Origin of the sequence: Janthinobacterium sp. PAMC25594 (genome assembly GCF_019443505.1) — a bacterium.
Taxonomy (GTDB): Bacteria; Pseudomonadota; Gammaproteobacteria; order Burkholderiales; family Burkholderiaceae_D; genus Janthinobacterium.
In genome coordinates this window covers 1409541-1431520 of sequence record NZ_CP080377.1, presented here as the reverse complement: position 1 = coordinate 1431520, position 21980 = coordinate 1409541, and the positions used below count along the sequence as shown (strand labels likewise).

Annotated in this window: 22 protein-coding genes; 7 read left to right on the top strand and 15 right to left on the bottom strand. The window is 64.3% G+C overall.

Features of this window, described 5'->3' with window-relative positions; all coding sequences use genetic code 11:
- Positions 1 to 3 precede the first annotated feature (3 nt).
- The 3 genes from KY494_RS06265 to KY494_RS06255 all read left to right on the top strand — a co-directional run bounded on the left by KY494_RS06265 (position 4) and on the right by KY494_RS06255 (position 3609).
- On the top strand, positions 4 to 471 hold the full coding sequence (locus tag KY494_RS06265) for a (2Fe-2S)-binding protein (protein WP_219890305.1): 468 nt from the start codon (positions 4 to 6) through the stop codon (positions 469 to 471).
- Positions 464 to 2782, top strand: a complete 2319-nt coding sequence (locus tag KY494_RS06260) for a xanthine dehydrogenase family protein molybdopterin-binding subunit (protein ID WP_219890304.1) — start codon at positions 464 to 466, stop codon at positions 2780 to 2782. Before KY494_RS06265 ends, KY494_RS06260 begins: the two co-directional genes overlap by 8 nt.
- Positions 2783 to 2943: 161 nt before the next feature.
- Entirely contained in the window at positions 2944 to 3609 is a 666-nt protein-coding gene (locus KY494_RS06255; RefSeq protein ID WP_219136325.1) for a dienelactone hydrolase family protein, read from the top strand.
- A gap of 9 nt (positions 3610 to 3618) precedes the next feature.
- On the opposite strand, the gene fghA is transcribed toward KY494_RS06255, so the two are convergent.
- The 6 genes from fghA to KY494_RS06225 form a co-directional block, all read right to left on the bottom strand.
- Positions 3619 to 4485, bottom strand: coding sequence for an S-formylglutathione hydrolase (fghA, locus tag KY494_RS06250; protein WP_308836418.1), 867 nt, complete (start codon positions 4483 to 4485; stop codon positions 3619 to 3621).
- Between the two features lie 56 nt (positions 4486 to 4541).
- Positions 4542 to 5405: an NAD-dependent protein deacetylase gene (locus KY494_RS06245; protein WP_219890303.1), complete on the bottom strand. Its 864-nt coding sequence runs from the start codon at positions 5403 to 5405 to the stop codon at positions 4542 to 4544.
- Positions 5406 to 5453: 48 nt separating this feature from the next.
- Complete coding sequence (gene lepB, locus KY494_RS06240; protein ID WP_219890302.1) at positions 5454 to 6125, bottom strand: signal peptidase I; 672 nt, start codon at positions 6123 to 6125, stop codon at positions 5454 to 5456.
- A 152-nt stretch (positions 6126 to 6277) separates the two neighbouring features.
- On the bottom strand, positions 6278 to 6523 hold the full coding sequence (locus KY494_RS06235) for a hypothetical protein (RefSeq protein WP_219890301.1): 246 nt from the start codon (positions 6521 to 6523) through the stop codon (positions 6278 to 6280).
- On the bottom strand, positions 6520 to 6771 hold the full coding sequence (locus KY494_RS06230; RefSeq protein WP_219890300.1) for a hypothetical protein: 252 nt from the start codon (positions 6769 to 6771) through the stop codon (positions 6520 to 6522). Before KY494_RS06230 ends, KY494_RS06235 begins: the two co-directional genes overlap by 4 nt.
- Positions 6772 to 6897: 126 nt before the next feature.
- Positions 6898 to 8472 carry an oleate hydratase gene (locus tag KY494_RS06225; RefSeq protein ID WP_219890299.1) on the bottom strand — a complete coding sequence of 525 codons (1575 nt, stop codon included), beginning with the start codon at positions 8470 to 8472 and terminating at the stop codon, positions 6898 to 6900.
- Between the two features lie 350 nt (positions 8473 to 8822).
- Between KY494_RS06225 and KY494_RS06220 the strand changes: the two genes are divergently transcribed.
- The gene (locus KY494_RS06220) at positions 8823 to 9215 is read left to right on the top strand and encodes a VOC family protein (RefSeq protein WP_219890298.1); all 393 of its coding nucleotides are present in this window, start codon (positions 8823 to 8825) and stop codon (positions 9213 to 9215) included.
- A 1-nt stretch (position 9216) separates the two neighbouring features.
- Here KY494_RS06220 and KY494_RS06215 read toward each other — a convergent pair whose 3' ends face one another.
- A complete protein-coding gene (locus KY494_RS06215; RefSeq protein ID WP_219890297.1) occupies positions 9217 to 9801 on the bottom strand; it encodes a DinB family protein in 585 nt (194 codons plus the stop codon).
- A 160-nt stretch (positions 9802 to 9961) separates the two neighbouring features.
- Here KY494_RS06215 and KY494_RS06210 point away from each other — a divergent pair, with 160 nt between their 5' ends.
- Positions 9962 to 10951, top strand: coding sequence for an HDOD domain-containing protein (locus KY494_RS06210; protein ID WP_219890296.1), 990 nt, complete (start codon positions 9962 to 9964; stop codon positions 10949 to 10951).
- 26 nt (positions 10952 to 10977) lie between these two features.
- Here KY494_RS06210 and KY494_RS06205 read toward each other — a convergent pair whose 3' ends face one another.
- The 8 genes from KY494_RS06205 to KY494_RS06170 form a co-directional block, all read right to left on the bottom strand.
- A complete protein-coding gene (locus tag KY494_RS06205) occupies positions 10978 to 11679 on the bottom strand; it encodes an ABC transporter ATP-binding protein (RefSeq protein ID WP_219890295.1) in 702 nt (233 codons plus the stop codon).
- Positions 11672 to 12385: an ABC transporter ATP-binding protein gene (locus KY494_RS06200; protein WP_219890294.1), complete on the bottom strand. Its 714-nt coding sequence runs from the start codon at positions 12383 to 12385 to the stop codon at positions 11672 to 11674. Before KY494_RS06200 ends, KY494_RS06205 begins: the two co-directional genes overlap by 8 nt.
- On the bottom strand, positions 12378 to 13340 hold the full coding sequence (locus KY494_RS06195; protein ID WP_219890293.1) for a branched-chain amino acid ABC transporter permease: 963 nt from the start codon (positions 13338 to 13340) through the stop codon (positions 12378 to 12380). The genes KY494_RS06200 and KY494_RS06195 overlap by 8 nt, the downstream gene beginning before the upstream one ends.
- Positions 13337 to 14209 carry a branched-chain amino acid ABC transporter permease gene (locus KY494_RS06190; protein ID WP_071077978.1) on the bottom strand — a complete coding sequence of 291 codons (873 nt, stop codon included), beginning with the start codon at positions 14207 to 14209 and terminating at the stop codon, positions 13337 to 13339. The genes KY494_RS06195 and KY494_RS06190 overlap by 4 nt, the downstream gene beginning before the upstream one ends.
- A 105-nt stretch (positions 14210 to 14314) precedes the next feature.
- Entirely contained in the window at positions 14315 to 15481 is a 1167-nt protein-coding gene (locus KY494_RS06185) for an ABC transporter substrate-binding protein (protein ID WP_219890292.1), read from the bottom strand.
- A gap of 60 nt (positions 15482 to 15541) precedes the next feature.
- Positions 15542 to 17080, bottom strand: coding sequence for a class I adenylate-forming enzyme family protein (locus KY494_RS06180; protein ID WP_219890291.1), 1539 nt, complete (start codon positions 17078 to 17080; stop codon positions 15542 to 15544).
- Between the two features lie 11 nt (positions 17081 to 17091).
- Positions 17092 to 18246, bottom strand: a complete 1155-nt coding sequence (locus tag KY494_RS06175; RefSeq protein ID WP_070289686.1) for an acyl-CoA dehydrogenase family protein — start codon at positions 18244 to 18246, stop codon at positions 17092 to 17094.
- Positions 18247 to 18297: 51 nt separating this feature from the next.
- Positions 18298 to 19122 carry an IclR family transcriptional regulator gene (locus KY494_RS06170; protein WP_219890290.1) on the bottom strand — a complete coding sequence of 275 codons (825 nt, stop codon included), beginning with the start codon at positions 19120 to 19122 and terminating at the stop codon, positions 18298 to 18300.
- Between the two features lie 281 nt (positions 19123 to 19403).
- On the opposite strand from KY494_RS06170, the gene KY494_RS06165 reads away from it, so the two are divergent.
- Together KY494_RS06165 and KY494_RS06160 are read left to right on the top strand one after the other, a co-directional pair.
- Positions 19404 to 21404, top strand: coding sequence for a TonB-dependent siderophore receptor (locus KY494_RS06165; RefSeq protein ID WP_219890289.1), 2001 nt, complete (start codon positions 19404 to 19406; stop codon positions 21402 to 21404).
- A 29-nt stretch (positions 21405 to 21433) separates the two neighbouring features.
- Positions 21434 to 21973 carry a molybdopterin-dependent oxidoreductase gene (locus tag KY494_RS06160; RefSeq protein ID WP_219890288.1) on the top strand — a complete coding sequence of 180 codons (540 nt, stop codon included), beginning with the start codon at positions 21434 to 21436 and terminating at the stop codon, positions 21971 to 21973.
- The last annotated feature ends 7 nt before the right edge of the window (positions 21974 to 21980 follow it).

Sequence of the window (21980 nt, the reverse complement as noted above, 5' to 3'; positions counted from 1 at the left end):
TTTATGTATAACATTACCGTCAATGGCCAGCCCTTCGGCACCGAGACCGACGCCGAGACGCCCCTGCTGTGGGTGTTGCGCGACGAAGCCCATTTGAAAGGCACGAAGTTTGGCTGCGGCATCGGCATGTGCGGCGCCTGCACCGTGCACGTGGATGGCCGCGCCATGCGCTCGTGCATCACGCCGATTGCCGCCGTGGCCGGTTGCGCCATCACCACCATCGAAGGCCTCTCGCCCGATGGCACGCACCCGCTGCAGCGCGCGTGGCTGGCCACGCAGGCGCCCCAGTGCGGCTATTGCCAGTCGGGCCAGATCATGCAGGCGGCCACCTTGTTGAAAGACTATCCGCAGCCGACGGATGCGAATATCGATGCCGTCATGAGCGGCAACCTGTGCCGTTGCATGGCGTATGTACGGATCCGCAAGGCAATTAAACTGGCGGCCGGCATGCAGGAGGCGCCCCGTGTTTAAGCTGCCGAAAGAACATTCTGCTGCCCGCCCCAGTTCGCTGGGACGGCGCGGCTTCCTGATCGCCGCCGCCGGCACGGGGTTTACGCTGGCCTTCTTGCGCGCGGACAGCTCCTTGGCCGCCGGCAAGGCGGCGTCCGCGCCGCCCGTCAAGCCTGCCGCGCCCGTGTTCGACCCCAGCATCTGGTTCCAGATCGGCCGCGACGGCATCGTCACCGTGAATATCGCCAAGGCGGAAATGGGCCAGCACATCGGCACGGCCCTGGCGCGTATCGTGGCCGAGGAGCTGGAAGCGGACTGGAGCAAGGTGCGCCTGCATTACGTGGACACGGACCCGAAATGGGGCTTGATGGTCACGGGCGGCAGCTGGTCCGTCTGGCAGAATTTCGATCCGCTCAGCCGTGCCGGCGCGGCTGGTCGCCTCGCGCTGGTCGAGGAGGGCGCGCGCCTGCTGCGCGTGCCCGTCTCCGCCTGCCACGCCCGGCTCGGTGTCGTGCATGGCCGGGGACGCTCGATCAGCTATGGCGACATCGTGCGCCGTGGCAAGCTGGCGCGCCAGTACACGCCCGGGCAATTGCAAGCCATCGTGCTGAAGACGCCGCAGCAGCGCAGGCTGATCGGCCAGCAGGTGCAGGCGCTCGACATCCCCGCGAAAATCGATGGCACGGCCGTGTACGGCATCGATGCGGAAATCGAGGGCATGCTGTATGCGCGCCCGAAGATCCCGCCCACGCGCTACGGCTCGAAAGTCGTGTCCATCGATGATACGGCCGCGAAAAAGGTCAAGGGCTACTTGCGCTCGTTCGCCTTGCAAGACCCCAGCGGCACGGTGCCCGGCTGGGTCATGGTGGTGGCCGACACGTATGCGGCCGCCATGCGCGCGGCCGACCTGGTGCAGGTGAAATGGCGGGCCGGTGCGGCGGCCCACGTGTCGGAGCAGGATATCGTCAACTATGCGGGCAAGCAGCTGGCCGATGCCGGCCTGGGCGCCCGCGTGGTCGATGATGATGGCGTGGAACAAGCGTTCAACGATGCCAGCCTGCAACTGGAACGCCATTACACGACCAGCACCGTGCTGCATTTCCAGCTGGAACCGGTGAATGCGCTGGCGCAGGAAATCGACGGCGTCTGGCATATCCATGCGGGCAATCAATGGCAATCGTTGATCCTGCCCGTGCTGGCGCAGGCGTTGAAGGTGCCGGAGAGCAAGGTCATGCTGCACACCTATCTGCTCGGCGGCGGCTTCGGGCGGCGCCTGAATGGCGATTATTGCGTGCCGGCCGCGCTGGCGGCGCAAGCCGTGGGGCGGCCCGTCAAGATGATTTGCACGCGGTCCGACGATGCGCGTTTCGATTCGCCCCGTTCGCCATCCGTGCAGCATGTGCGCATGGCGTTCGACGAGGCCGGCAAGGTGTCGGCGATGGTGCACGAAGCGAGCGCGGGCTGGCCCACGCAAGCGATGATTCCCGCCTTCCTGGCCAAGGATAAGCAGGGCCATCCGTACGATCCGTTCGCCATCGCCGGCGCCGACCACTGGTACACGGTGGGTGCGCAGCGCGTGCGGGCCGTGTCGAACGACCTGGCCAACAGCAGTTTTCGCCCCGGCTGGCTGCGTTCCGTGGGTCCCGGCTGGACGAATTGGGCTGTGGAAAGTTTCATGGACGAGGCGGCGCAGGCGGCCAAGGTCGATCCGCTGGCGTTTCGCCTGTCCTTGCTGCAGGCGACGGGGCGCAACGCGGGCAGCGCGCCGAACGCCGTCGGCGGCGCCGCGCGCCTGGCCCACGTGCTGCGGCGGGTGGCGGACAAGGCGGGCTGGGGCACGGCCATGCCGCCCGACACGGGCCTGGGCATCGCCGCCACGTTTGGCCAGGAGCGCGACATGCCCACCTGGACGGCCTGCGTCGCGCGGGTGAAAGTGGACCGCAGCACTTGCATGGTGAAAGTCGAAAAGCTGTTCATGGTCATCGATGCGGGCAGCATCGTCGACCCCGATGGCGCGCTGGCGCAGGCGGAAGGGGGCGCGCTGTGGGGCGTGAGCATGGCCTTGCATGAAGGCACGGCTTTCCTCAACGGCGAAGTGAAGGATACCAACCTGAATACCTACACGCCCCTGCGCATGGCCGACGTGCCCGAGCTCGACATCGAATTCGTCGCCAGCACGGCGACGGCGACGGGCATGGGCGAGCCGCCCACGACGGCCGTGGCGCCAGCGATTGGCAACGCCATCTTCGCCGCCGTGGCCTCGCGCGTGCGGCATTTGCCGATCCGCCCCGATGCCGTGCTGAAGGGGCTGGACCGGCACGGCGCCGTCTGATGCGGGCGTGGGGCAAATTTGACGTGCGCCGCGCGTGAACGGACGCAGGCTGGTACACTGAGAATTGCCGCTCAGGGCGCGCAGGCGGCGCCCGGTCCGGCAAGATCAGAGCAAAATCAGCGCGATGTCAGCTTAATTCCAGCTCGATAGCGGAGGCAGCCATGCAAGAACAATTTGTCAGCATCACGGCCGATGAACTTCAAATGGACGGCGTGCTTGAAATGCCCGAGCGGCCCGTGGGCATCGTCCTGTTTGCCCACGGCGCTGGCGCCGATAGCGACTACCTGGGCGCCTCCAGCCACGCCACTTCCCAGGATTTTTTGCGAGCGGGCATCGCCACCCTGCGCTTCGACCAAGGCGGTGTCGCGCCCGGCGGCGGCGGCGATGGTCACGCGTACTTCGTGCGCAGCGATATCGTGCTGCTGGCGCGCCAGCTGGAAAAAGCCCTGGGCTGGCTGCAGGTCGACCCTTCCACGCGGCGCTTGCCCTGCGGCCTGTATGGCTATGGCACCAGCGCCGCCGTGGTGATGCAACTGGCGGCCTGGCGCAGCGCGGAAATCGCCGCACTGGCCGTCTGTGATGGCCAGGTGGAAATGGCGGGCAAGGCGGCGCTGGAAAACGTGCGCGTGCCATCGTTGCTGATCGTGGGCGGGCGTGACCCCGACGTGGCCGGCCTGAACCGCATGGCGTTTGCCACCTTGCGCTGCGACAAGCAGCTGGAACAGATCGCCGCCCCAGGCGGCCCCGACACGCGCCACCAGGCGGCCCTGCTGGCTACCGACTGGTACACGAGGCATTTCAACGGGCATACCAGTACGGCGCAGTAGGGCAGCAGGTCAGGCGGCGCGCAAGTTCCTCGCATGGAAGCGCACGTGCTCTTCCATGAAGCTGGCGATAAAGTAATAGCCGTGGTCATAGCCGGCATGGCGGCGCAGCCGTAATGGCTGGCCGGCGTCGCGGCATGCCGCTTCGAACACCTCGGGGTACAGTTGCTCCGGTAAAAACTTGTCGGCCAGGCCCTGGTCGATCAAGATGCCGTTAGGAAATAGTGCCGGCTTGCCTTGCTGGCCGCGCATCAGCGCGCTGGCATCGTACTGCTGCCAGCTGGCTTCGTCCTTGCCCAGGTAGCCCGTAAACGCTTTCTTGCCCCATGGGCACTGGCTCGGCGCGGCGATGGGGGCGAAGGCGGAGACGGAGCGGAATAGGTCTGGGTTGCGCAAGGCCAGCACCAGCGCGCCATGGCCGCCCATCGAGTGGCCGAAGATGCCCGTGCGTTGCGCATCGATCGCCAGTTCCTGTTCCAGCAGCGCGCGCAGTTCCAGCAGGTAGCTATACATCCGATAGTGGCTGCTCCACGGCGCTTCGGTGGCGTCGACGTAAAAGCCGGCGCCCGCGCCGAAATCCCAGGCATCCGTCTCGCCCGCGATGTTGGCGCCACGGGGGCTGGTGTCGGGCGCGATCAGGATCAAGCCTTCTTCGGCCGCCACGCGCTGCGCGCCACCCTTGATCATGAACGTTTCTTCCGTGCACGTCAGGCCCGCCAGGTAAAACAGGGCGGGGCGTTTGGTGCTGATCGTGGCGCCTGGTGGCGTATCCGGAATGAAAGCCGAGAAACGCATGGGCAAGCCGATGGCGTGCGCGTCGTGGCGATAAAAGCGTTGTACGCCGCCAAAACAGGCGTGTTCACTCAACAGTTCCAGCATGAATTCTCCTCGTTAATGCCACAGTATAGCCAGAGTGGCGCAGGGCCGGCACGGCATCAGCCCAGCATGGCCGCTAACGCAGGCAGGATGTCCTGTGCCGGCGCTTCTGCCTTGAAGGCCAGCAAAGGGTCGGCGCGCGTCTTGCCCAGGTTGATGGCGGCCACGGGCTTGCCCGTTTCGGCCGCCATGCGGCACAGGCGAAAGCTCGAATACACCATGACGGACGAGCCCACCACCAGCAGTGCGCCGGCCGCATGCATCTTGCTTTCGGCCTCGGCCGCGCAGGCGGCGGGCACGCCATCGCCAAAAAACACCACGTCCGGCTGCAGGGTGCCGCCGCAGCGGGGGCAGGCGGGCAGGTGGAAGGTGGCCAGCTGGGATGGTTCTAGCAAGGCGTCGCCATCGGGCGCCGGCGTGGCCGTGGCGCCCAGCAGTTGCGGATTGTCGCGTTCCAGCAGGTCCTGGATCAGGCGGCGCGTGTGGTGGGTCCGGCAATCGAGGCATACGACGCCATGTATGCTGCCGTGTAACTCCGTGACGGCGGCGCTGCCCGCCTGCTGATGCAGTCCATCGACGTTTTGCGTGACCAGGCCGCCGATGCGCTGGCGCTGCGCCAAATGCGCGATGGCCAGGTGACCGGGATTGGGCGTGGCGCGCGCCAGGGTGGGCCAGCCTACCATGCTGCGCGCCCAGTAGCGGCGGCGCACGGCTTCCTGGCGGCGAAAATCGGGGCCTTGCACGGGGGTGTTGCCGCGCCGCACGCCGTCCGTGTCGCGGTAGTCGGGAATGCCGGATGCCGTGCTGATGCCGGCGCCCGTCAGCAGCAGCACGTCGGGATGGCGGCGCAGGAACTGCGCCAGTTGCTCCAGGGCGGCATCGTCGCTGGCGGCTTGCAGGCTGGCTGAGGGAAAATTTTGCATGATGCGCCATGCTAACCGAAAAGCATGGCGCCGTTGCAAGGGCAGTGATTACTCCAGTTTCATGCCGAAACGCTGCAGCCGCGGCTGCCAATGCTCCTGAATATTGGCCGAGACGAGGATGCGCTCGGCCTTGCCGATCAGCAATGCGCGGGGCACGAAGCCGAAATAGCGCGAGTCGGCGCTGTTGTCGCGGTTATCGCCCAGCATCATGAAGTGGTCTGCCGGCACCGTCACGGGGGTAAAGCTGCGTGCCGCGCCCGCGATTTGCGGCAAGACCTGGATGCGGTGCTGCTCGGTCGCGTTGCGCTCGCTGATGCGCTGCGCCGTCAGCTGGCCCAGGTGGGCGATGCTTTCAGGCGCCGTGTCGAGCGCCGTGTACCGGGCGGGCTGGCCGTTGATGACCAGCTGTTCATTGCGCATTTCCACCGTGTCGCCGGGCAGGGCGATGATGCGCTTGATCAATCGCGTGCCGTCTTTCGGCGAGGAAAAGGTGACGATGTCGCCCCGTTGCGGGTCGCCCAGGCGCTGCAGCACGATATCGGTGAGCGGCACTTTCAGGTTGAAGGCGAGGCGATTGACGAAGACCACGTCGCCTTCGAGCAGGTTGGGGCGCATGGACGCCGACGGTATGGGATTCCAGTCCGCCACGGCCGTGCGGAATACGCCGAACAGCAGCAGAAACATCAAAAAACCTTTGTTGGCGCGCATCCATGTTTTCATCTTGGCTCTTTCGCTGGGCCGTGCCCGTGATGGTGAGGGAGGCGCCATTGTTGTTGGCGCCCTATCCACGATGCACGGCGAGGCTGAAGCCAGTCTTAAATCAAGCGCCTGCGCGGCCGATGGCGTGGCCGTTGTTGCGTGCAAGCATCAGCCTAGGGATGCCGGCAGGGCGCCTGTGCGTCGTCGTCGCCGTTCCGCAGGCGCTTGCCATGCATGTCATCCCACAGCTCGCCCAGCGCCACCAGCAAGCCGCCGGCCACGAGGGGGATCGCCACCAGCCATGGCATGCTGTCGAGCCAGGGGCCCAGCAGGATGGCCGAGGCCACGGCGATGACGAGGGCGCTGCACCAGAAGCGGCGCGGATGCCGCAGGGTCAGCAGGTAATGAAGGTGGTTCATATATCCTCCTTGGTGAGCAGGCGGAACAGCCGGGCGGCCAGGATGCTGCTGACGGCAATGACGATGCAGCCATCCAGGAAAAACAGCACCTTGCCCACCAGATGCATGCCCTGCACGAGATAGAGGGGCAGTTCCCGCGCTTCCGCCCACTGCGTCATGCGTGCCAGCACGATGGCGGCGGCAAAGATGACAACGGCCAATGCCAGCACCAGCAGCACATGTTCGAACAGGCGTAGCCGCAGTTTCATGTTGGACTTGGCAAGATAGGGGAAATTCCCGAACCCTGACGTTATCAGTTCAATATCGCCGTGCTTTGCGCTGCGACAAAGGCGCGGCCGACAGGACAGAAACTGCGTTGACGCCGGAAAATGCGCTTATTTGAAGGCCTTGATGACGGCATCGAGCTTGACCTTCAGCGACTTGTCGTGCGCGTGGATGGCCGGCACGTCGCGCTGCACGCCGAGCAACTGGTAGACGGCCGTCTGCGCCGCGCGCACCGAGTATTCCACGGTGAAGACGACATCGTCGGTGAGCTCCACGAACTGGCTGACGAAGGCCAGGTTGACGGAGTTGGCCGGCACGGGCAGCGGGCGGTCGCTCTTTGCGCGGGGCATGAACATGCTGGTGATGTAGGGCATGCGGCAGGGAATGCAATTGGCCGTGGCCATGATGTCGAGGTCGAAGTTCAGGTGGCCGCACAGCTCGCGCAGGATTTCCTCGCCGCTGCAGTCGGACATGGGCTTGGCGACGAAGTTGCCGATGCGGTCAGGGTGCAGCGCATAGCCCCAGAATACTTGCACGCCCTCAGGCTGGCCGGCGAAATGAGGCTGGTGCGCCAGCACGATGGACATGAACCAGTTGCTGTCCTTGAAGGTGACGAGGCCGCCCGTGCCCGCGCTGTTGCCCGTGAATTGCTCCATCCTGTCAAAGAAGGCGCTGTCCTTCAGGGTGACCGTGTACGAGGCCCAGTACGATTCGGGGATGCTGCTGTTGAAGGCGGCTGGACGGCCCAGCTCCGGGCGGCCTTCGGCCAGTTTTTCCCACAGCAGCCAACCCTGGCTGTCGTTTTTCGTGCGCTTGGCCGGCGCGCTGTGCATGCTGCCATAGCTGGAGGCATCCGTCATCGAGGCGTTCTGGAAAAAGACCAGGTCGCCGGCCGCGACGGGAATCACGTCGGCCAGGCCGCGCCGCTGGCAGTGCAGGGCGGTGGCGGTCAGGCGGCCTTCGGGTTCCTGAACCTCGATATCGGTCACCGTGCAATCCATGATGATGTTCACGCCTTGCTCCTGCAGCCAGGCGACCAGCGGGCGCACCAGCGAGTCGTACTGGTTGTAGACGGTACGCTTGACGCCGGCCAGGGTTTCGATGCGCGAAAACTCCATCATGAAGCGGTGCAGGTAGCGCTTGAATTCGACGGCGCTATGCCAGGGCTGGAAGGCAAACGTGGTGGCCCACATGTACCAGAACTTGGTGTCGAAAAATTCGGGCGAGAGCCAATCCGTGATGGCGCTGCTGCCCAGGGTGTCTTCATCGGCTTCCGTCAGCTTCAGCAGTTCCAGCCTGTCCTGCATGGAAAAGCCCATGCTGCTGACATCGACCTTGAAGCGGTTGCGGTCGACCAGGCGCGCGCGCGAGTGGGGAATGTGCAGTTCGTTGAAGGCGATGGTTTCATCGTAGACGCTCTGGCCCGCATGTTCGAGCGAAGGGATGCTCTTGAACAGGTCCCAGGTGCACTCGTAATTATCGGTGGTCAGCATGCGCCCGCCGCGCAAGGTGTAGCCATCCTCGGCATTGCCGCCGCCATCGAGGCTGCCGCCCGTCACGGGCGACGTTTCGAAGATGGTGATGTTGCTACCTTGCATGCCGCCGTCGCGGATCATGAAGGCGGCCGCGGCCAGCGAGCCGATGCCGCCGCCGACGAGGTAGGCTTTTTTGTCTGTATTACTCATGGTTTTTCCCTGAATGTGAGTGCATCCGCATGCGCGAAAGGCTGGCAAGCGGCACGGCCGATGCCGTGCCATATTTGCCTATCTTACAACGTCAGGGGGAGAGTTGGCGGATAAATAGAGCGTTCGTTCGGTTTTTTCAGGCGCCAGCGTGTTCCTTGTGGCGTTCAAAGTACCGCAAATCCGAGTGGCCATATTGGTGAAACCGTTGCCCTGCATGACGGCGATCGAGTCCAGGTTTTGCGGTGCGTCCACCGACCTGTTTGCCGAGATGGAATGCAGTCGGAAACGATATGCCAATATAATCAGCTGGCGCATTTCGCCGCACATGCTTGAATTCATGAAGGAGCAGCATGCTGTCCCATATCTGCCTCGGTACCAATGACTTTCCCCGCGCCTACGCCTTTTACTCGGCCCTGCTGGGAGAACTCGATTTGATCGAAAAATTTCATGATCCGGCCCAACCCTGGGCCGGCTGGATGGCGCGGCAGGCGCCGCGCCCCCTGTTCGTGCTGACGGCGCCGCATGACGGCTTGCCGGCGACGCCGGGCAATGGCCAGATGACGGCCTGGCTGGCGGCCAGCCGTGCCCAGGTGGACCGCTGCCACCAGGCCGCGCTGGCGCTGGGCGCCGTGTGCGAGGGAGCACCCGGCTTGCGGCCCCATTACCACGCCAATTACTATGGCGCCTACTTCCGCGACCTCGACGGTAACAAGCTGTGCGTCTGCTGCCACGCCGAGGAATGATTCAGCGCGCTCCCCACACGTCGTCTTCCGTCCAGCCCAGCTCCAGGAAATCCTGCGCCCGCTCGCCCGCTTCGCCGGCGCAATAGAATTCATCGAGCTGCGGCGCTTCGATGCGCGTGCCGGCCAGCATGGCGTGCACTTGTCCCCGGTGGTGGATCTGGTGCTGGAACAGGTGCGCCAGCAGACGCTGGCGCGTGTCGATTTGCGGATTATCGCGCAGGATCGTCACGGGCCGCGCCAGGTCCGCATCGCACAGGCTGCGGCAATGGGCGATCAGGCGTAGGTCCGAGGCGTGCTGCGCCGCGTGCAGCGCGGCACAATTATCGAACGGTTCGTCCCGCTCGAAAAAGCTGTAGCAGTCGGGATGGGGCGCTGCGCCGCGCAGTTCGCGTTCGAGCGCGTCGAGATAAAACCAGTCGCACGTCAATATGTGGTTCAGAGTGAAGCCGATGGTGGGAAAAAAGCTGACGCGCGTGGCCTGGAACTCGGCCTGGGTCAGCTGCCCGCAAGCCTTCAGCAGGCGGTGGTTGGCCCACGCGTTGTTATACGCCTGGCTGGTGACATAACGGGCCAGCGGATTGTTCATGATGGACCTTGCAAAGCAGGGAAGCTGCGAGAGTGCCACTTTAGCATGTTGCGGCAGGTGGACAAAGCGCTCACGCCAGCCGCACCAGCGCTGCTGTCATCAAGTAAAATCACGGAGCGAACTTCGCGATAATGATGGATACAGGGCTTGGGACAGCAAAATGGGCTGGATAGGAAAATTACTGAACGGCGGCGACGAAAAAAACAAGCCTGCGCCAGTCACGGAGGCGGCGCCCGAGATGGCACTGCAGCCGGCCACTATCACCGAAATCGATGCCATCTACTACCGCTGGCTGGCGGCCGCGGGGTCGGCGCAGGCTCCGGCGGAGGCGGAACAGCAGATTCTGGACGAATTGGCGCGCCTGGCCCGTGAACCGATCGCTGGCGCCGCGCTGGTGCCGCGCATTCCAGCCATCATTCCGCAGTTGATGCGTACCTTGCAAGATGAAAACATGAGCGCGGCCAAGCTGTCGGCCCAGCTGGCCCAGGACGTGCTGCTGGTCGCCGAGGTCTACCGCGAAGCGAACCGGCCCTGCTACCAGTCGCGCTACAACGCCAGCCCGTCGATCAATAACATGGAAGGCGCCATCATGCTGCTCGGGCAAAACGGCATGCGCATGCTGCTCGCCCGCGTCGCCTTCCGTCCCATCGTCAGCATGCAAAGCGGCGGACTGACCGTGCGCACGGCGCCGCTGATCTGGCGCCAGTCCGAGAAATGTGCGCTGGCGGCCAGCCTGGTCGCGCCGACGATGCATGCCAACGCCTTCGATGCCTATCTCGCGGGGCTGATGGCCAATGTCGGCCTGGTGGTGGCGTTCCGGCTGATCGACCAGATGCATGCGCCTGACGCCTTCCCGCAATCGGACGCCTTCATTGCGCAGGTGTTTGCGCAAGCGCGCATCTTGTCGGTACGCATCGCCGAATTGTGGGAGTTTCCCCAGTCCGTGACCCGCGCGATCGGGCAGGTGGGTGTGGATGCCAACGCCGATGCCGATCCGCAGGCGCAGGCGCTGGCGCTGGGAGAGCGCTTGAGCAAGCTGCGCATGCTGGCCGATAGCGGCCACTTTCCTGCCGACGATCCTTTCGTGACGACCGGACTGGGCAAGAGTGCCCTGCAGGCGTTTGACAAACTGGCCGACGACGACGAGTGATGCCAGCCGCGTGCGGCTGATATCGCTCAGCGCGCAAAATACAGTTCGTGCAGGTGGTCGAGGTCGACGTCAAGCGCTGCCTGCGACAGCGCCACTTTGCCGCTTTGCATCAGGTAGACGTGATCGGCCACGCCCACGGCACGCGCCGTGTTCTGCTCGACGAGGATGATGGTGCGCTGGCCGTCGTTCAGGCGCGCGAGGATCTCGAACAGTTCATTGACCACCAGCGGCGCCAGTCCCAGCGACGGCTCGTCGATAATCAATAGCGACGGGTCCGACATCAAGCCCCGTCCCATGGCCAGCATCTGCGCCTCGCCGCCGGAGAGCGACCCGGCCAGTTGCTTGCGCCGTTCGTGCAGGCGCGGGAACATGGCATAGGCTTCGGCCAGGCGCGCGGGCATGTGGCTGCGGTGCTCCTTCGGAAACGCGCCCATGATCAGGTTTTCTTCCACGCTCATGTCGCGAAACGTCATGCGCCCCTCGGGGATCATCGTGACCCTGGCGTCGCTCATCTTCCAGGTGGGCGTGCCGTTGATGGCCACGCCGTCGAGCGCGATGCTGCCCGCGCCCACGGGCAGCAGCCCCATGATGGCGCGCAGCAAGGTCGTCTTGCCGGCCCCGTTCGGGCCGATGATGGTGGTCAGCTTGCCCTTCTGGATCGACAGCGACACATCCCACAGCACGTTGATGGCGCCATAGCCGGCGCGCAGATTCTCTATATTAAGCATGGGCTGCCCCTGTATAACTCTCGATGACGGCCGGGTCGCGGAAGACGGCGTCCGGCGTGCCGTCGGCGATCAGCTGGCCAAAATTGAGCACGGCCACGCGCTGGCACAGATTGCTGATGGTCTCGATGTCGTGTTCGATCATGACGATGCCCACGCCAAAGCTGGCATGCAAATCCTTCAGCATGCCCATGAAGCGGCGCTTGCCGTTCGTCTCCAGACCCGCCAGCACTTCGTCTAACAGCAGCAGTTTCGGGTTCGTCGCCAGCGCCTTGGCCACTTCCAGCGCTTTGAGTTCCGTCAGCGCCAGTTCGCTGGCCGCATCGCGCCCGGCCTTGTCAAGCAGGCTCGTAAACTCGAGGATTTCATCGATCTTGCGCATGTCGACCTTGCCCGTGCCGAAGCGCTGCGCCACGACGAGGTTTTCGCGCACCGTCAAATCATGCATGGGCTGCGGAATCTGGAAGGTTCGGCCCAGCCCCAGGCGCGCGCGCTGGTACATGGGCGTGGCCATGATGTCGCGCCCTTCGAAGCGGATGCCGCCGCTGGTAGGGCGCACCAGGCCGGAAATCGCATTGAACAGCGTGGTCTTGCCGGCGCCGTTCGCGCCCACCAGGCCGATCACGTCGTGGCTGCCCACTTTTAAGGTGACGGAATCGACGGCCGTCAGGCCGCCGAAGCGCACGGACACATTATCGAGTTCAAGCATGTGCGTTCTCCTTCGCTTTGAACATCTTGCGCAACAGCGGCAGCAGGCCGTTCGGACTGAAGACGATCATCGCCACCAGCAGCACGCCCAGCACCAGCTGGTGGCCGGTGGGGATCAGCGACTTGAAGATCAGCTGGTCGACCAGGTAGACCACCACGGCGCCCAGCACGGGGCCGAGTATCGTGCGGTAGCCGCCGAAGATGGCCGCCACGATCGGTAACGTCACCCACAGGCTATTGAAGGCGTAGTCGGGCTCCAGGAAGTTGATGTAATGGGCGTTGAAGGCGCCGAACAGGCCCGCCATGAAGGCCGACACCAGCAGCATCGCGCCTTTCAGCAAGGTGCTGTTGACGCCGACGACGCGCGTGGCGTCTTCGCTGTCGTGCATGGCCCGCAGGGCGATGCCGTAATGGCTGGCGCGGATGCGGCTGTAGGCAAACGCGCAGCACACCACCAGGGTCAGCACCACCAGGTAGGCGCCCGTCTTGCTGGCCAAATCAAAACCGAAGACGGTGGGCAAGGCGGGAATATTGTTGATGCCGCCGGCGCCGCCCGTCACCGAGCTCCACTCCGTGGCCAGGATGCGGAAGATGTGGGCGTAGGCGAGGATGGCCAGCGCAAAATACGGTCCGCGCAGGCGGAGCACGGGGAGCATGATGACGGCGGCGATGGCCGCCCCCGCGCCACCGAGCAGCATGGCGGCAAACACGGGCACGCCCAGTTTCACGGTGGCCAGCGCGGAGACATACGCGCCCACGCCGAAGAAGGCCGCATGGCCGAAGCTGACCATGCCGCCCAGGTTACCCAGCAGGGCCCAGGACATGGCCACGCCGCCGATGATCAGGGCCGCCACCACCATGCTCATCACATACTGGTTGGCGCCCAGGGCCAGCGGCACGGCGATATACGCGGCCAGCAGCAGGCCCGCCGTTGAAATCAGTGTCGAGCGCTTCATCCGCGCCTCCGTTGTGCGCCGAACAGGCCGTTCGGCATGATGAACAGCACCAGCAGGAACAGCACCATGCCCGACAATTCCTGCAGCGCGGAGCTGGCCAGGGTGACGGTCAGCGCTTCGGCCACGCCCAGCAGCACGGCGGCGAGCAGCACTCCTGGGATCGAGCCGATGCCGGCCAATACCGTGATGATGAAAGCTTTCACCGTCAGCGCGCCGCCGTAGGCGGGCTGGATCACGCCATAGCTGAACAGGGCGACGCCGGCGAAGGCGGCCAGGATGCCGGCGACTAAAAATGAGACCAGTTCCGTGCGGCCCGGATCGATGCCCATCAGCTTGGCCGCGTCGCGGTTGCTGGAGACGGCGCGCACGGCGCGGCCATACCAGCTGGTGGCGAGCCAGCGCCACAGCGCCGCCATCAGCACCAGGCTGACGCCGAAGAAAATCACTTCGCTGCGCATGCTGAAAAACGGGCCGATCTCGATGCCTTCCTGCAGCCAGCTCGATGAGGTCGAGCGGATGTCCGCCTTCCAGACCAGCAAAATGACATTGGTGAGTATCACGCCGATGCCGTAGGTGAGGATCAGCGAATTGATTTCGCGGTCTTTCTTGATGCGGCTGACGATCAGGTACACGCCCACGGACGTCAGGCTGACGATCACCAGCGCGATGGGAATGGCGAACATGGGACCCAGGCCCAGGCCCGATTCGACGCTGTAGGCGATGTAGGCGGCCAGCAGCACCAGTTCGCCGTGCGCCAGGTTGATCACTTTCATGGTGCCGAAGACCAGCGCCAGGCCCAGTGCGATCAGGGCGTAGGAGCCGCCCTGCAGCAAGCCCGAATACAGCGCTTGCAAGATTAATTCTGTCATGTCGTCATCCCGTCAGGCAGCCCTGGCGCATCGCGAAGCTGCGCCGGGACTGCCGTTCATCGGTGCGCGTCCTGGCGGACGCGCGCGTGCGCAGCGGGAGGCTGCCTACCAGGGCAGGGCCGGGTAGGCAAGCTTGCCCGTCGCGTGTTCCTTCGGCCAGACGATCACCACCTTCTTGTCCTGGTGCTGCGCCATGCGGTGCACGAAGTTCTGATTGTCGCCGTTGGCGGCGAACTGCACCCGGCCGATCAGGGTTTCGCGGTCCGTCTTGCGCATCTCGTCGGCCACGCCGCCTTTCTTGAGCGTGCCCTTGTCGGCCGCGCGCGCGATCGCTTCGAACAGCAGCATCGACTGTACGTAGCCGAACTGGCCCAGGTAGTCCGGCTCCTTCTTGTACAGCTGCTTGTAGGCGTCGCTGAAGGCCTTGCCGTCGGCCGTCTTGAATTCGGTCGGGAAGGGCAGCAGGGCCGTGCCGAACACGTTCGGCATCAGGTCGGGGAAGTCGGCCGCCATCTTCGGCGTGGCCAGCGACCACACGCCCACCATGGCCTTGATCTTCGGCTTCAGGACGCGCGCGGCGCGGATGATGCCCACGTAATCGTTTTCGTAGCCGACCATAGCCACGACTTCCGATTTATCCTGCAGCTTGATCTTGTTGATGATGGGCTTGAAGTCGGTAATGGCCGGGTCGAACGAGTGCGTCGTCACCTTCACGCCCTTTGCCGCCAGGGCTTTTTCCACGTCTTTCGCCAGGCCCGTGGTGGCGTCCTTGGTCGAATACACGATGGAGACGGACTTGGCGCCCACGTCCTGCAGTAGTCCCAGCATGGCTTTTTCATAGCCGGCCGTGTTATTGATGCGGAAAAAATTCTTGCGCCCGCTGGCCACCAGGCTGTCGTCCACCCCGCCCGAGGTGATGTAGACCAGGCCCAGTTTGTTTGCCGTGTCCGAGGCGGGCGAGATATTGTTCGAGCCATAGCCGCCCGTGATGGCCACCACGCCCTGGCTGGCCAGCTTTTCCACGGCGGCGATGGCCTTGGCGGGCGCCGATTCGTCGTCGACGGTGATGATCTTGATGGTGTGCTTGCCGTTGGTCTTGTTGAAGACTTCGGCCGCGACCATGATCCCTTCCTGCATGCCGGCGCCGACCCGCGCCAGGTTGCCCGTCAGCGGGATTTCCGCGCCGACCAGAAATTCGTCGGCGCTGGCCTGCGTCATCCAGGCGCTGGCGACCAGCGCTGCCATGGCGATGCGTGTGTAGGTGCGTTTCATCGTGTCTCCTCCGGTGATGTGGCTTGGTTTTATTGTCGAGTCTGGTACAACATTGTCAACTTATCGGGCATTCTGCGCCATTTGCCGCAGCTGCCCTTTTAAAATCTTGCCCGTGGCGGCCGCCGGCAGCGCTTCCATGACGATGATGGCGGACGGGCATTTGTACGGCGACAGGGTTTGCGCCAGCCAGGCCTGCAATTGTGCCACGCTGGCTGGCTGGCGCGGATCGAGCTCCACGTAGGCGATGACATCCTCGTTGCCATCGTCCAGCGTGCGTCCCACCACGGCCGACTGCACCACGGATGGGTGGGCGTTCAGGGCTGTTTCCACTTCCAGCGGATACACATTGAAGCCGGAGCGGATGATCAGTTCCTTGGTGCGCCCGACGATGAACAACGCGCCGTCCGGTTCCTGGCGCGCCATGTCGCCCGTATTGAGCCAGCCGCCGTCGCGCATGGTGGCCGCCGTCATGGCCGGTTCGCGGTAGTAGCCGGCCATGATGTTCGGCCCGCGTATCCATAATTCCCCCGGCTCGCCCGGCGTCACGTCCGTGCCTGCCACGTCCACCACGCGCACTTCCACGCCCGGTATCGGCATGCCCACGGAATCGTCGCGGCGCGGCGTTTCCAGGCGCGTCTGGCTGATGGTGGGCGCGCTTTCCGTCATGCCGTAGCCATTGTGCAGCGCAGTGCCCAGCAGCTTTTCCACGTCGTGCTTGAGCGACGGCGCCAGCGGCGAGCCGCCCGCATACGCAAAGCGCAGCCGCGTGGGCAGCGGCGTATCGGCGCCGCCCAGGGTTTGCAGCAGCTTGGCGTACATGGCGGGGACGCCCTGGACGATGGTCAAGCCGTCGTCCTGCAAGGCTGAGAGGAGGCCGTCGACGGAAAAGCGCGGCACCAGGTACAGCGCGGCGCCCGCATACAGGGTACCGAGGGCCACCGAGGCCAGGCCGTACACGTGCGAAATCGGCAGCACGCCGTAGGCGCGGTCGGTGCGCGTCAGGCCACGCAGGGTGCTGGAGACGGCGGCGATGAACAGCAGGTTGCGGTGCGTGAGCATCACGCCTTTTGACTGGCCCGTCGTGCCCGTCGTGTAGATCAGCGCGGCCACCTGTTCGTTGCCGGGCACGCAGGCTTCGGCGATGCTGTCTTCATTCAGTTCTCCCGCCAGCAGCTCGCCCATGCCGTCGACCGCGGCGCTGGCCGCGCCCAGACGTGCCGCATGCGCGGCCGCTTCCGGCGAGGCGCCGGCCAGGAACAGCACGCGCCGCGCCGAACTGTGCGCAGCGATGGTGTCGATCTCGCGCGCCGACAGCCGTGCATTGACGTTGACGATCCACGCGTCGATGCTGGCGGCGGCAAAAATCAGCGCCACCTGCAGCGCGCTGTTCTCGCCCACCACCATCAGGCGGTCGCCGGCGCGCACGTCCAGCCGGCGCAGCAGCTGCGCGGCGCTTTCCACACCGTGCTGCAGCTGCGCGTAGGTCCAGCTGCGGCCCCGTTCATGCAGCGCCGGTGCATCGGGCGCGCGCGCCGCCCAGTGGGCGGGGATGGCCGACAGGCGCGCCGGCAAGTGGGCCAGCAGGGCGGGAATGTCCATCGCGGCCTCCTTCACTTTTGCGCTGCCTTGATCATGTTGCGGGCGATGACGATCTGCTGGATCTGCGTCGTGCCTTCGTAGATGCGGAACAGGCGCACGTCGCGGTAGAAGCGTTCGGCCGCGTATTCGCTGATGTAGCCGGCGCCGCCGTGGATCTGCACGGAGCGGTCGGCCACCCGGCCGCACATTTCGGAGGCGAACAGCTTGCAGCACGACGCTTCCGTCGAGATGTCTTCCTTGTTGTCGCGCCGGCGCGCCGCGTCGAGCACCATGCTGCGCGCCGCGTAGATTTCCGCCTTGCTGTCGGCCAGCATGGCCTGGATCAGCTGGAATTCCGCGATCGGCTGGCCGAACTGCTGGCGCTCCATCGCATAGGCGAGGGCGTCGGCCAGCATGCGCTCGGCCGCGCCCACGCAGACGGCGGCGATGTGCAGCCGGCCCTTGTCGAGCACCTTCATGGCCGTTTTAAAACCCACGCCTTCCTTGCCGCCGATGACGTTCGCGGCCGGCACGCGGCAATTCTCGAAGATGACGTCGCAGGTATGCGCGCCTTGCTGGCCCATTTTTTTATCGATTTTTCCCAGCGAGAGGCCTGGCGTATCCTTTTCCACGATGAAGGCGGAAATGGCCGAGGCGCCGCGCTTGACGGGGTCCGTGCGCGCCATGACGGTAAAAATGCTCGCTTCGGGCGCGTTGGTTATATAGCGCTTGCTGCCGTTGAGGATATAGAAATCGCCGTCGCGCACGGCGCTCGTGCGCAGGGATGCCGCATCCGACCCCGATCCCGCCTCCGTCAGGGCGAACGAGCCGATGATCTCGCCCGCCGCCAGTTTCGGCAGGTAGTATTGTTTTTGCGCTTCCGTGCCGTCGATGACGATGCCTTGCGAGCCGATGCCGTTGTTCGTGCCGATCAGCGAGCGGAAGGCGGGCGAGGTGCGGGCGATTTCAAAGGCGACCCTGACTTCCTCTTCCATGCTCAGTTCCAGGCCGCCGTACGCTTCCGGGATGGACAGGCCGAACAGGCCCAGTTCACGCATCTGCGCCACGATGGCGGGCGGAATGGTATCCGTTTCGGCCACCAGCGCTTCGTTCGGCACCAGCACTTCGCGCACGAAACGGGCGATGCTGTCGAGCAGGATGTTCAGGGTTTCTTCGTCGCGTATCATCGGTTTCCTCGGCGCTTTGATTTGATCTGTCGTTGAGAGGGGGCGCGCAGTCTAACCGCGGCCCAGGTTTTTTTCCACCGTCTTGACCAGGGCGACCAGGCGCGGTCCCAGGTCTGCTTCGAGTTTTTCGCGCGACAGGAGGAAGGCGGGGCCGCCGCAATTGAAGGCCATCACCTGTTCGCCGTCGGCACCCAGCATGGGCACGCCCACCGCATGCACGTCGTTCTGCCACTCGCCGGCCGAGATGCAAAAGCCCCGGTCCTGGTAATTCTTGAAGCCTTGTTCGATGCCGGCCTTGATGCGCGGCCAGCGCTCCGTCTCGTGCAGGCGCGCATGGTCCATCAGGTAGTCGCGCTCGGCCTGTGGCAGGATGCACAGCAGGGCCTTGCCCATGGCCGTCGTCATCAGGGGGATGCGCGAACCGACATCGAGGCGCAGGGTGACGTTGGCGCTGCTGCGGCAGGTTTCCACGTACACCATGCTGAGGCGGTCGCGCGTGCCCAGCGATACGGAGGCCTGCGCATGCTCGGCCAGCTCCTCCATCAGCGCGCGCGCCATCTTGCGCACATCGAGGTTCGACAGCATGCGGTAGCCGAGGGCCAGCACGCCCGCGCCCAGCTGGTACTTGCCCAGGCTGTCCGAATAATTCAGGTAGCCGAGTTTGGTGAGGGTATAGGTGAGGCGCGAAATGGTGGGCTTGGGGATGCCCGTGCGCTTGGCCATGTCCGCGTTCGACAGGAACACTTCGCCGGGGCGAAAGCACCGCAGCACTTCCAGCCCGCGCGCCAGCGCGTTGACGAACTGGCGGTCCTTGCCTTCTTCGTCATCGCTGAAGACGATCAGTTCCGGATCGGCCGCGGTCTGAGTATTGGTCATATTTGCCTTCATTTTTCTGACTCCCTGGAAATCAGTTTGCCTAGCCAAATTGGACGTGTCAATCGTTTTGTGAAACATTCGTTCGCACAGCGAAATGCTGCGGTGCATGAAATTTTCCTGGAAAATTGACCTGCATAGCTGTTTCCGGCCTAGTCGCTTGAGCATCGTTGTATACGTCTGTATATTGCGCCATGGGATGACGGCCGCCGCACGAGTGGCCGCTTTTTTTGTATTTTTTTGTATATCGCTGTATAAGGCGATATATAGCGGAAGAGAACAACATGACGATGGTGAAACAGGCAATGGCAGGCGCCGTGATGCTGGCGCTGGCGCAGCAGGCTGCTGGCAAGGAAGACGTGGATGCGGCGGCGCCGTTCGTGCTGGGCACGGTGACGGTGATCGGCCAGCGCGACCAGCTGGGGCAAGTGGCGCAGTTGGATGGGCAGCAGGTGGGGTCGCAAGTGAGCCGCGCCGAGATGCGCCGCTTTAACCGCGACAACGTGGGCGACGCCCTCAATTTGCTGTCGGGCGTATCGCTGTCGACCAATTCGCGCAACGAAAAAACCGTCGCCATCCGCGGCTTCGATGCGCGCCAGGTGCCGCTGTACATCGACGGCATTCCCGTCTACGTGCCGTATGACGGCTATGTCGATTTCAACCGCTTCACGACCAGCGACCTGGCCGCCATCCAGGTGGCCAAGGGTTTCAGCTCCGTGGCCTACGGCGCCAATACCCTGGGCGGCGCCATCAACCTGGTGTCGCGCAAGCCGACGGCTTTGATGGAAGGCGATACGTCAGTGGGATTCGGTTCGGGCAGCGAGCGCCAGGTCTCGGCCAACGTGGGCACGAACCAGGGCCTGTGGTATCTGCAGGCGGGCGTGTCGTACATTGACAGCGACGGTTTCCCCCTGTCGTCCGACTTCCGTCCCACGGCCACGGAAGACGGCGGCACGCGCAACAATGCGTATCGCAAGGACCACAAGCTGTCGTTCAAGGTGGGCTACACGCCCGAAGGCGCGCAGGCGGGCGACGAGTATGCACTGAGCTACTACAAGCAGCATGGCGAAAAGGGCCAGCCGCCATCGACGAATCCCGTCGGCGCGCGCTACTGGCAGTGGCCGTACTGGAACAAGGAAAGCGTGTATTTCGTCTCACAGACGCGCCTGGGCCAGCAGGAACGCCTGAAACTGCGGCTGTACCACGACAGCTACGACAATGAAATCACCTCGTTTACCAATGGCAGCTACACGACCCTGAAAACCAGCGGCCAGGGCAGCGTCAGCGGCGGGCGCAGCATCTATAACGACCGCACGAACGGCGGCGCGGTGGAACTTGAATCGTTCCGCCTGGCCGCGCACAGCCTGCGTTTTGTGGCCAGCGTCAAGGCCGACGAGCACCAGGAACGCGATGCCAAGGGCGTGCGCACTACCTGGTACAAGGATGCCCTGTGGACCCTGGGCGCGGAAGACAGCATCGCCCTGAATGCGGCGACGGAACTGTCGCTGGGCGTGTCGCGCAATGAACTGCGCCCGGACACCGTCTACAGCGCCGGCAATGCGTATACCCTGCCGGAGAATCAATCGGCCACCGACCTGCAGGCGGGCCTGTTCCACAAGATCGGTCTTGATGCACGCGTGTATGCCAGCGTGGCGCGCAAGTCGCGCCTGCCGACCCTGAAGGACCGCTATTCGCAGCGCCTGGGCACGTATATCGAAAACCCGGCCTTGCGCGCGGAGCAGGCGATGAATTATGAGCTGGGCTATCAAGGCAATGCGCAAGGCCTGGTGCTGGAGGCGGCGCTGTTCTACAGCGACGTGAAGGACAAGATCCAGAGCGTGGCGAATGTGTCGGGCGTGCGCGCGCAGATGCAGAACGCGGGCCGGGCGCATATCAGCGGCGTGGAACTGGGTTTGCGTGGCCGCGCCGGCGCCTGGCTCGATTTCGGCGGCAACTACACGTATACGGACATGAAAAATGTCAGCGACCGCGCCATCCGTCTGACGGACGTGCCGCGCCACAAGCTGACGGCGCATGCCGTGCTGCACGCGGCGCGCCAGGTCGACGTGGTGGCCATCGCTGAATCGAACAGCGGGCGCTGGGTCTCGAACACCCTGGAACTCGGTGGTTTTACGACGCTGAACCTGAAGGCCGTGTACCTCCCCTTGCCGGCATTGACCCTGGAAGCGGGCGTGGCGAACCTGGGTGACCGCAATTACGCGCTGTCCGACGGCTTCCCCAGCGCCGGGCGCACCTGGTTGGCCAATGCACAGTACCAGTTCTGATTTTTGACTTTTCCATGAAAGGACTTGGCATGTTCAAGAAAATATTTGCTGCCTGTACCGCGGCGTCGTTGCTGGCGGCGGCACCGGCCGCGTGGTCGGCACCCGCTGCCGCGCGCGACAACATGAGCCACGCGCTCGCCGTGACGGGCATGGTGGAAACGCCCTTGACCCTGAAGGTGGCCGACTTGCGTCAGCTGCCGCCCGCGAATGGCGGAGAGATTGCCGTCACGCGCCATAACGGCGACAAGGCCGAGACCATCACCAGCTACAAGGGTGTGCGCCTGCGCGACATTCTCGACAAGGCGGTGCTCGACGCGCCCGGTCATAACGACGTCAAGAAGCTCGCCATCATCGCCACGGCCACGGATGGCTACGCGGTGGTATTTTCCTGGGGCGAGCTGTATAACGCGCCGGCAGGCGAGGGCGTGATCGTCTACTACGAAAAACACGGCAAGGCCCTCGACGACAACGATGGCGAGATCGCGCTCATCTCTGCGAAGGATATCCGCACGGGGCCGCGCCATGTGAAATGGTTGAACGGCATCGAGGTGCGCAAGCTGGTGGACTGATGTGATA

Excerpts from the sequence above, each read along its gene's own strand:
- KY494_RS06265 (WP_219890305.1), top strand. The coding sequence starts at position 4 with ATGTATAACATTACCGTCAATGGCCAGCCCTTCGGCACCGAGACCGAC.
- KY494_RS06255 (WP_219136325.1), top strand. The coding sequence starts at position 2,944 with ATGCAAGAACAATTTGTCAGCATCACGGCCGATGAACTTCAAATGGAC.
- fghA (WP_308836418.1), bottom strand. The coding sequence starts at position 4,485 with ATGCTGGAACTGTTGAGTGAACACGCCTGTTTTGGCGGCGTACAACGC.
- KY494_RS06245 (WP_219890303.1), bottom strand. The coding sequence starts at position 5,405 with ATGCAAAATTTTCCCTCAGCCAGCCTGCAAGCCGCCAGCGACGATGCC.
- lepB (WP_219890302.1), bottom strand. The coding sequence starts at position 6,125 with ATGAAAACATGGATGCGCGCCAACAAAGGTTTTTTGATGTTTCTGCTG.
- KY494_RS06235 (WP_219890301.1), bottom strand. The coding sequence starts at position 6,523 with ATGAACCACCTTCATTACCTGCTGACCCTGCGGCATCCGCGCCGCTTC.
- KY494_RS06230 (WP_219890300.1), bottom strand. The coding sequence starts at position 6,771 with ATGAAACTGCGGCTACGCCTGTTCGAACATGTGCTGCTGGTGCTGGCA.
- KY494_RS06225 (WP_219890299.1), bottom strand. The coding sequence starts at position 8,472 with ATGAGTAATACAGACAAAAAAGCCTACCTCGTCGGCGGCGGCATCGGC.
- KY494_RS06220 (WP_219890298.1), top strand. The coding sequence starts at position 8,823 with ATGCTGTCCCATATCTGCCTCGGTACCAATGACTTTCCCCGCGCCTAC.
- KY494_RS06215 (WP_219890297.1), bottom strand. The coding sequence starts at position 9,801 with ATGAACAATCCGCTGGCCCGTTATGTCACCAGCCAGGCGTATAACAAC.
- KY494_RS06210 (WP_219890296.1), top strand. The coding sequence starts at position 9,962 with ATGGGCTGGATAGGAAAATTACTGAACGGCGGCGACGAAAAAAACAAG.
- KY494_RS06205 (WP_219890295.1), bottom strand. The coding sequence starts at position 11,679 with ATGCTTAATATAGAGAATCTGCGCGCCGGCTATGGCGCCATCAACGTG.
- KY494_RS06200 (WP_219890294.1), bottom strand. The coding sequence starts at position 12,385 with ATGCTTGAACTCGATAATGTGTCCGTGCGCTTCGGCGGCCTGACGGCC.
- KY494_RS06195 (WP_219890293.1), bottom strand. The coding sequence starts at position 13,340 with ATGAAGCGCTCGACACTGATTTCAACGGCGGGCCTGCTGCTGGCCGCG.
- KY494_RS06190 (WP_071077978.1), bottom strand. The coding sequence starts at position 14,209 with ATGACAGAATTAATCTTGCAAGCGCTGTATTCGGGCTTGCTGCAGGGC.
- KY494_RS06185 (WP_219890292.1), bottom strand. The coding sequence starts at position 15,481 with ATGAAACGCACCTACACACGCATCGCCATGGCAGCGCTGGTCGCCAGC.
- KY494_RS06180 (WP_219890291.1), bottom strand. The coding sequence starts at position 17,080 with ATGGACATTCCCGCCCTGCTGGCCCACTTGCCGGCGCGCCTGTCGGCC.
- KY494_RS06175 (WP_070289686.1), bottom strand. The coding sequence starts at position 18,246 with ATGATACGCGACGAAGAAACCCTGAACATCCTGCTCGACAGCATCGCC.
- KY494_RS06170 (WP_219890290.1), bottom strand. The coding sequence starts at position 19,122 with ATGACCAATACTCAGACCGCGGCCGATCCGGAACTGATCGTCTTCAGC.
- KY494_RS06165 (WP_219890289.1), top strand. The coding sequence starts at position 19,404 with ATGACGATGGTGAAACAGGCAATGGCAGGCGCCGTGATGCTGGCGCTG.
- KY494_RS06160 (WP_219890288.1), top strand. The coding sequence starts at position 21,434 with ATGTTCAAGAAAATATTTGCTGCCTGTACCGCGGCGTCGTTGCTGGCG.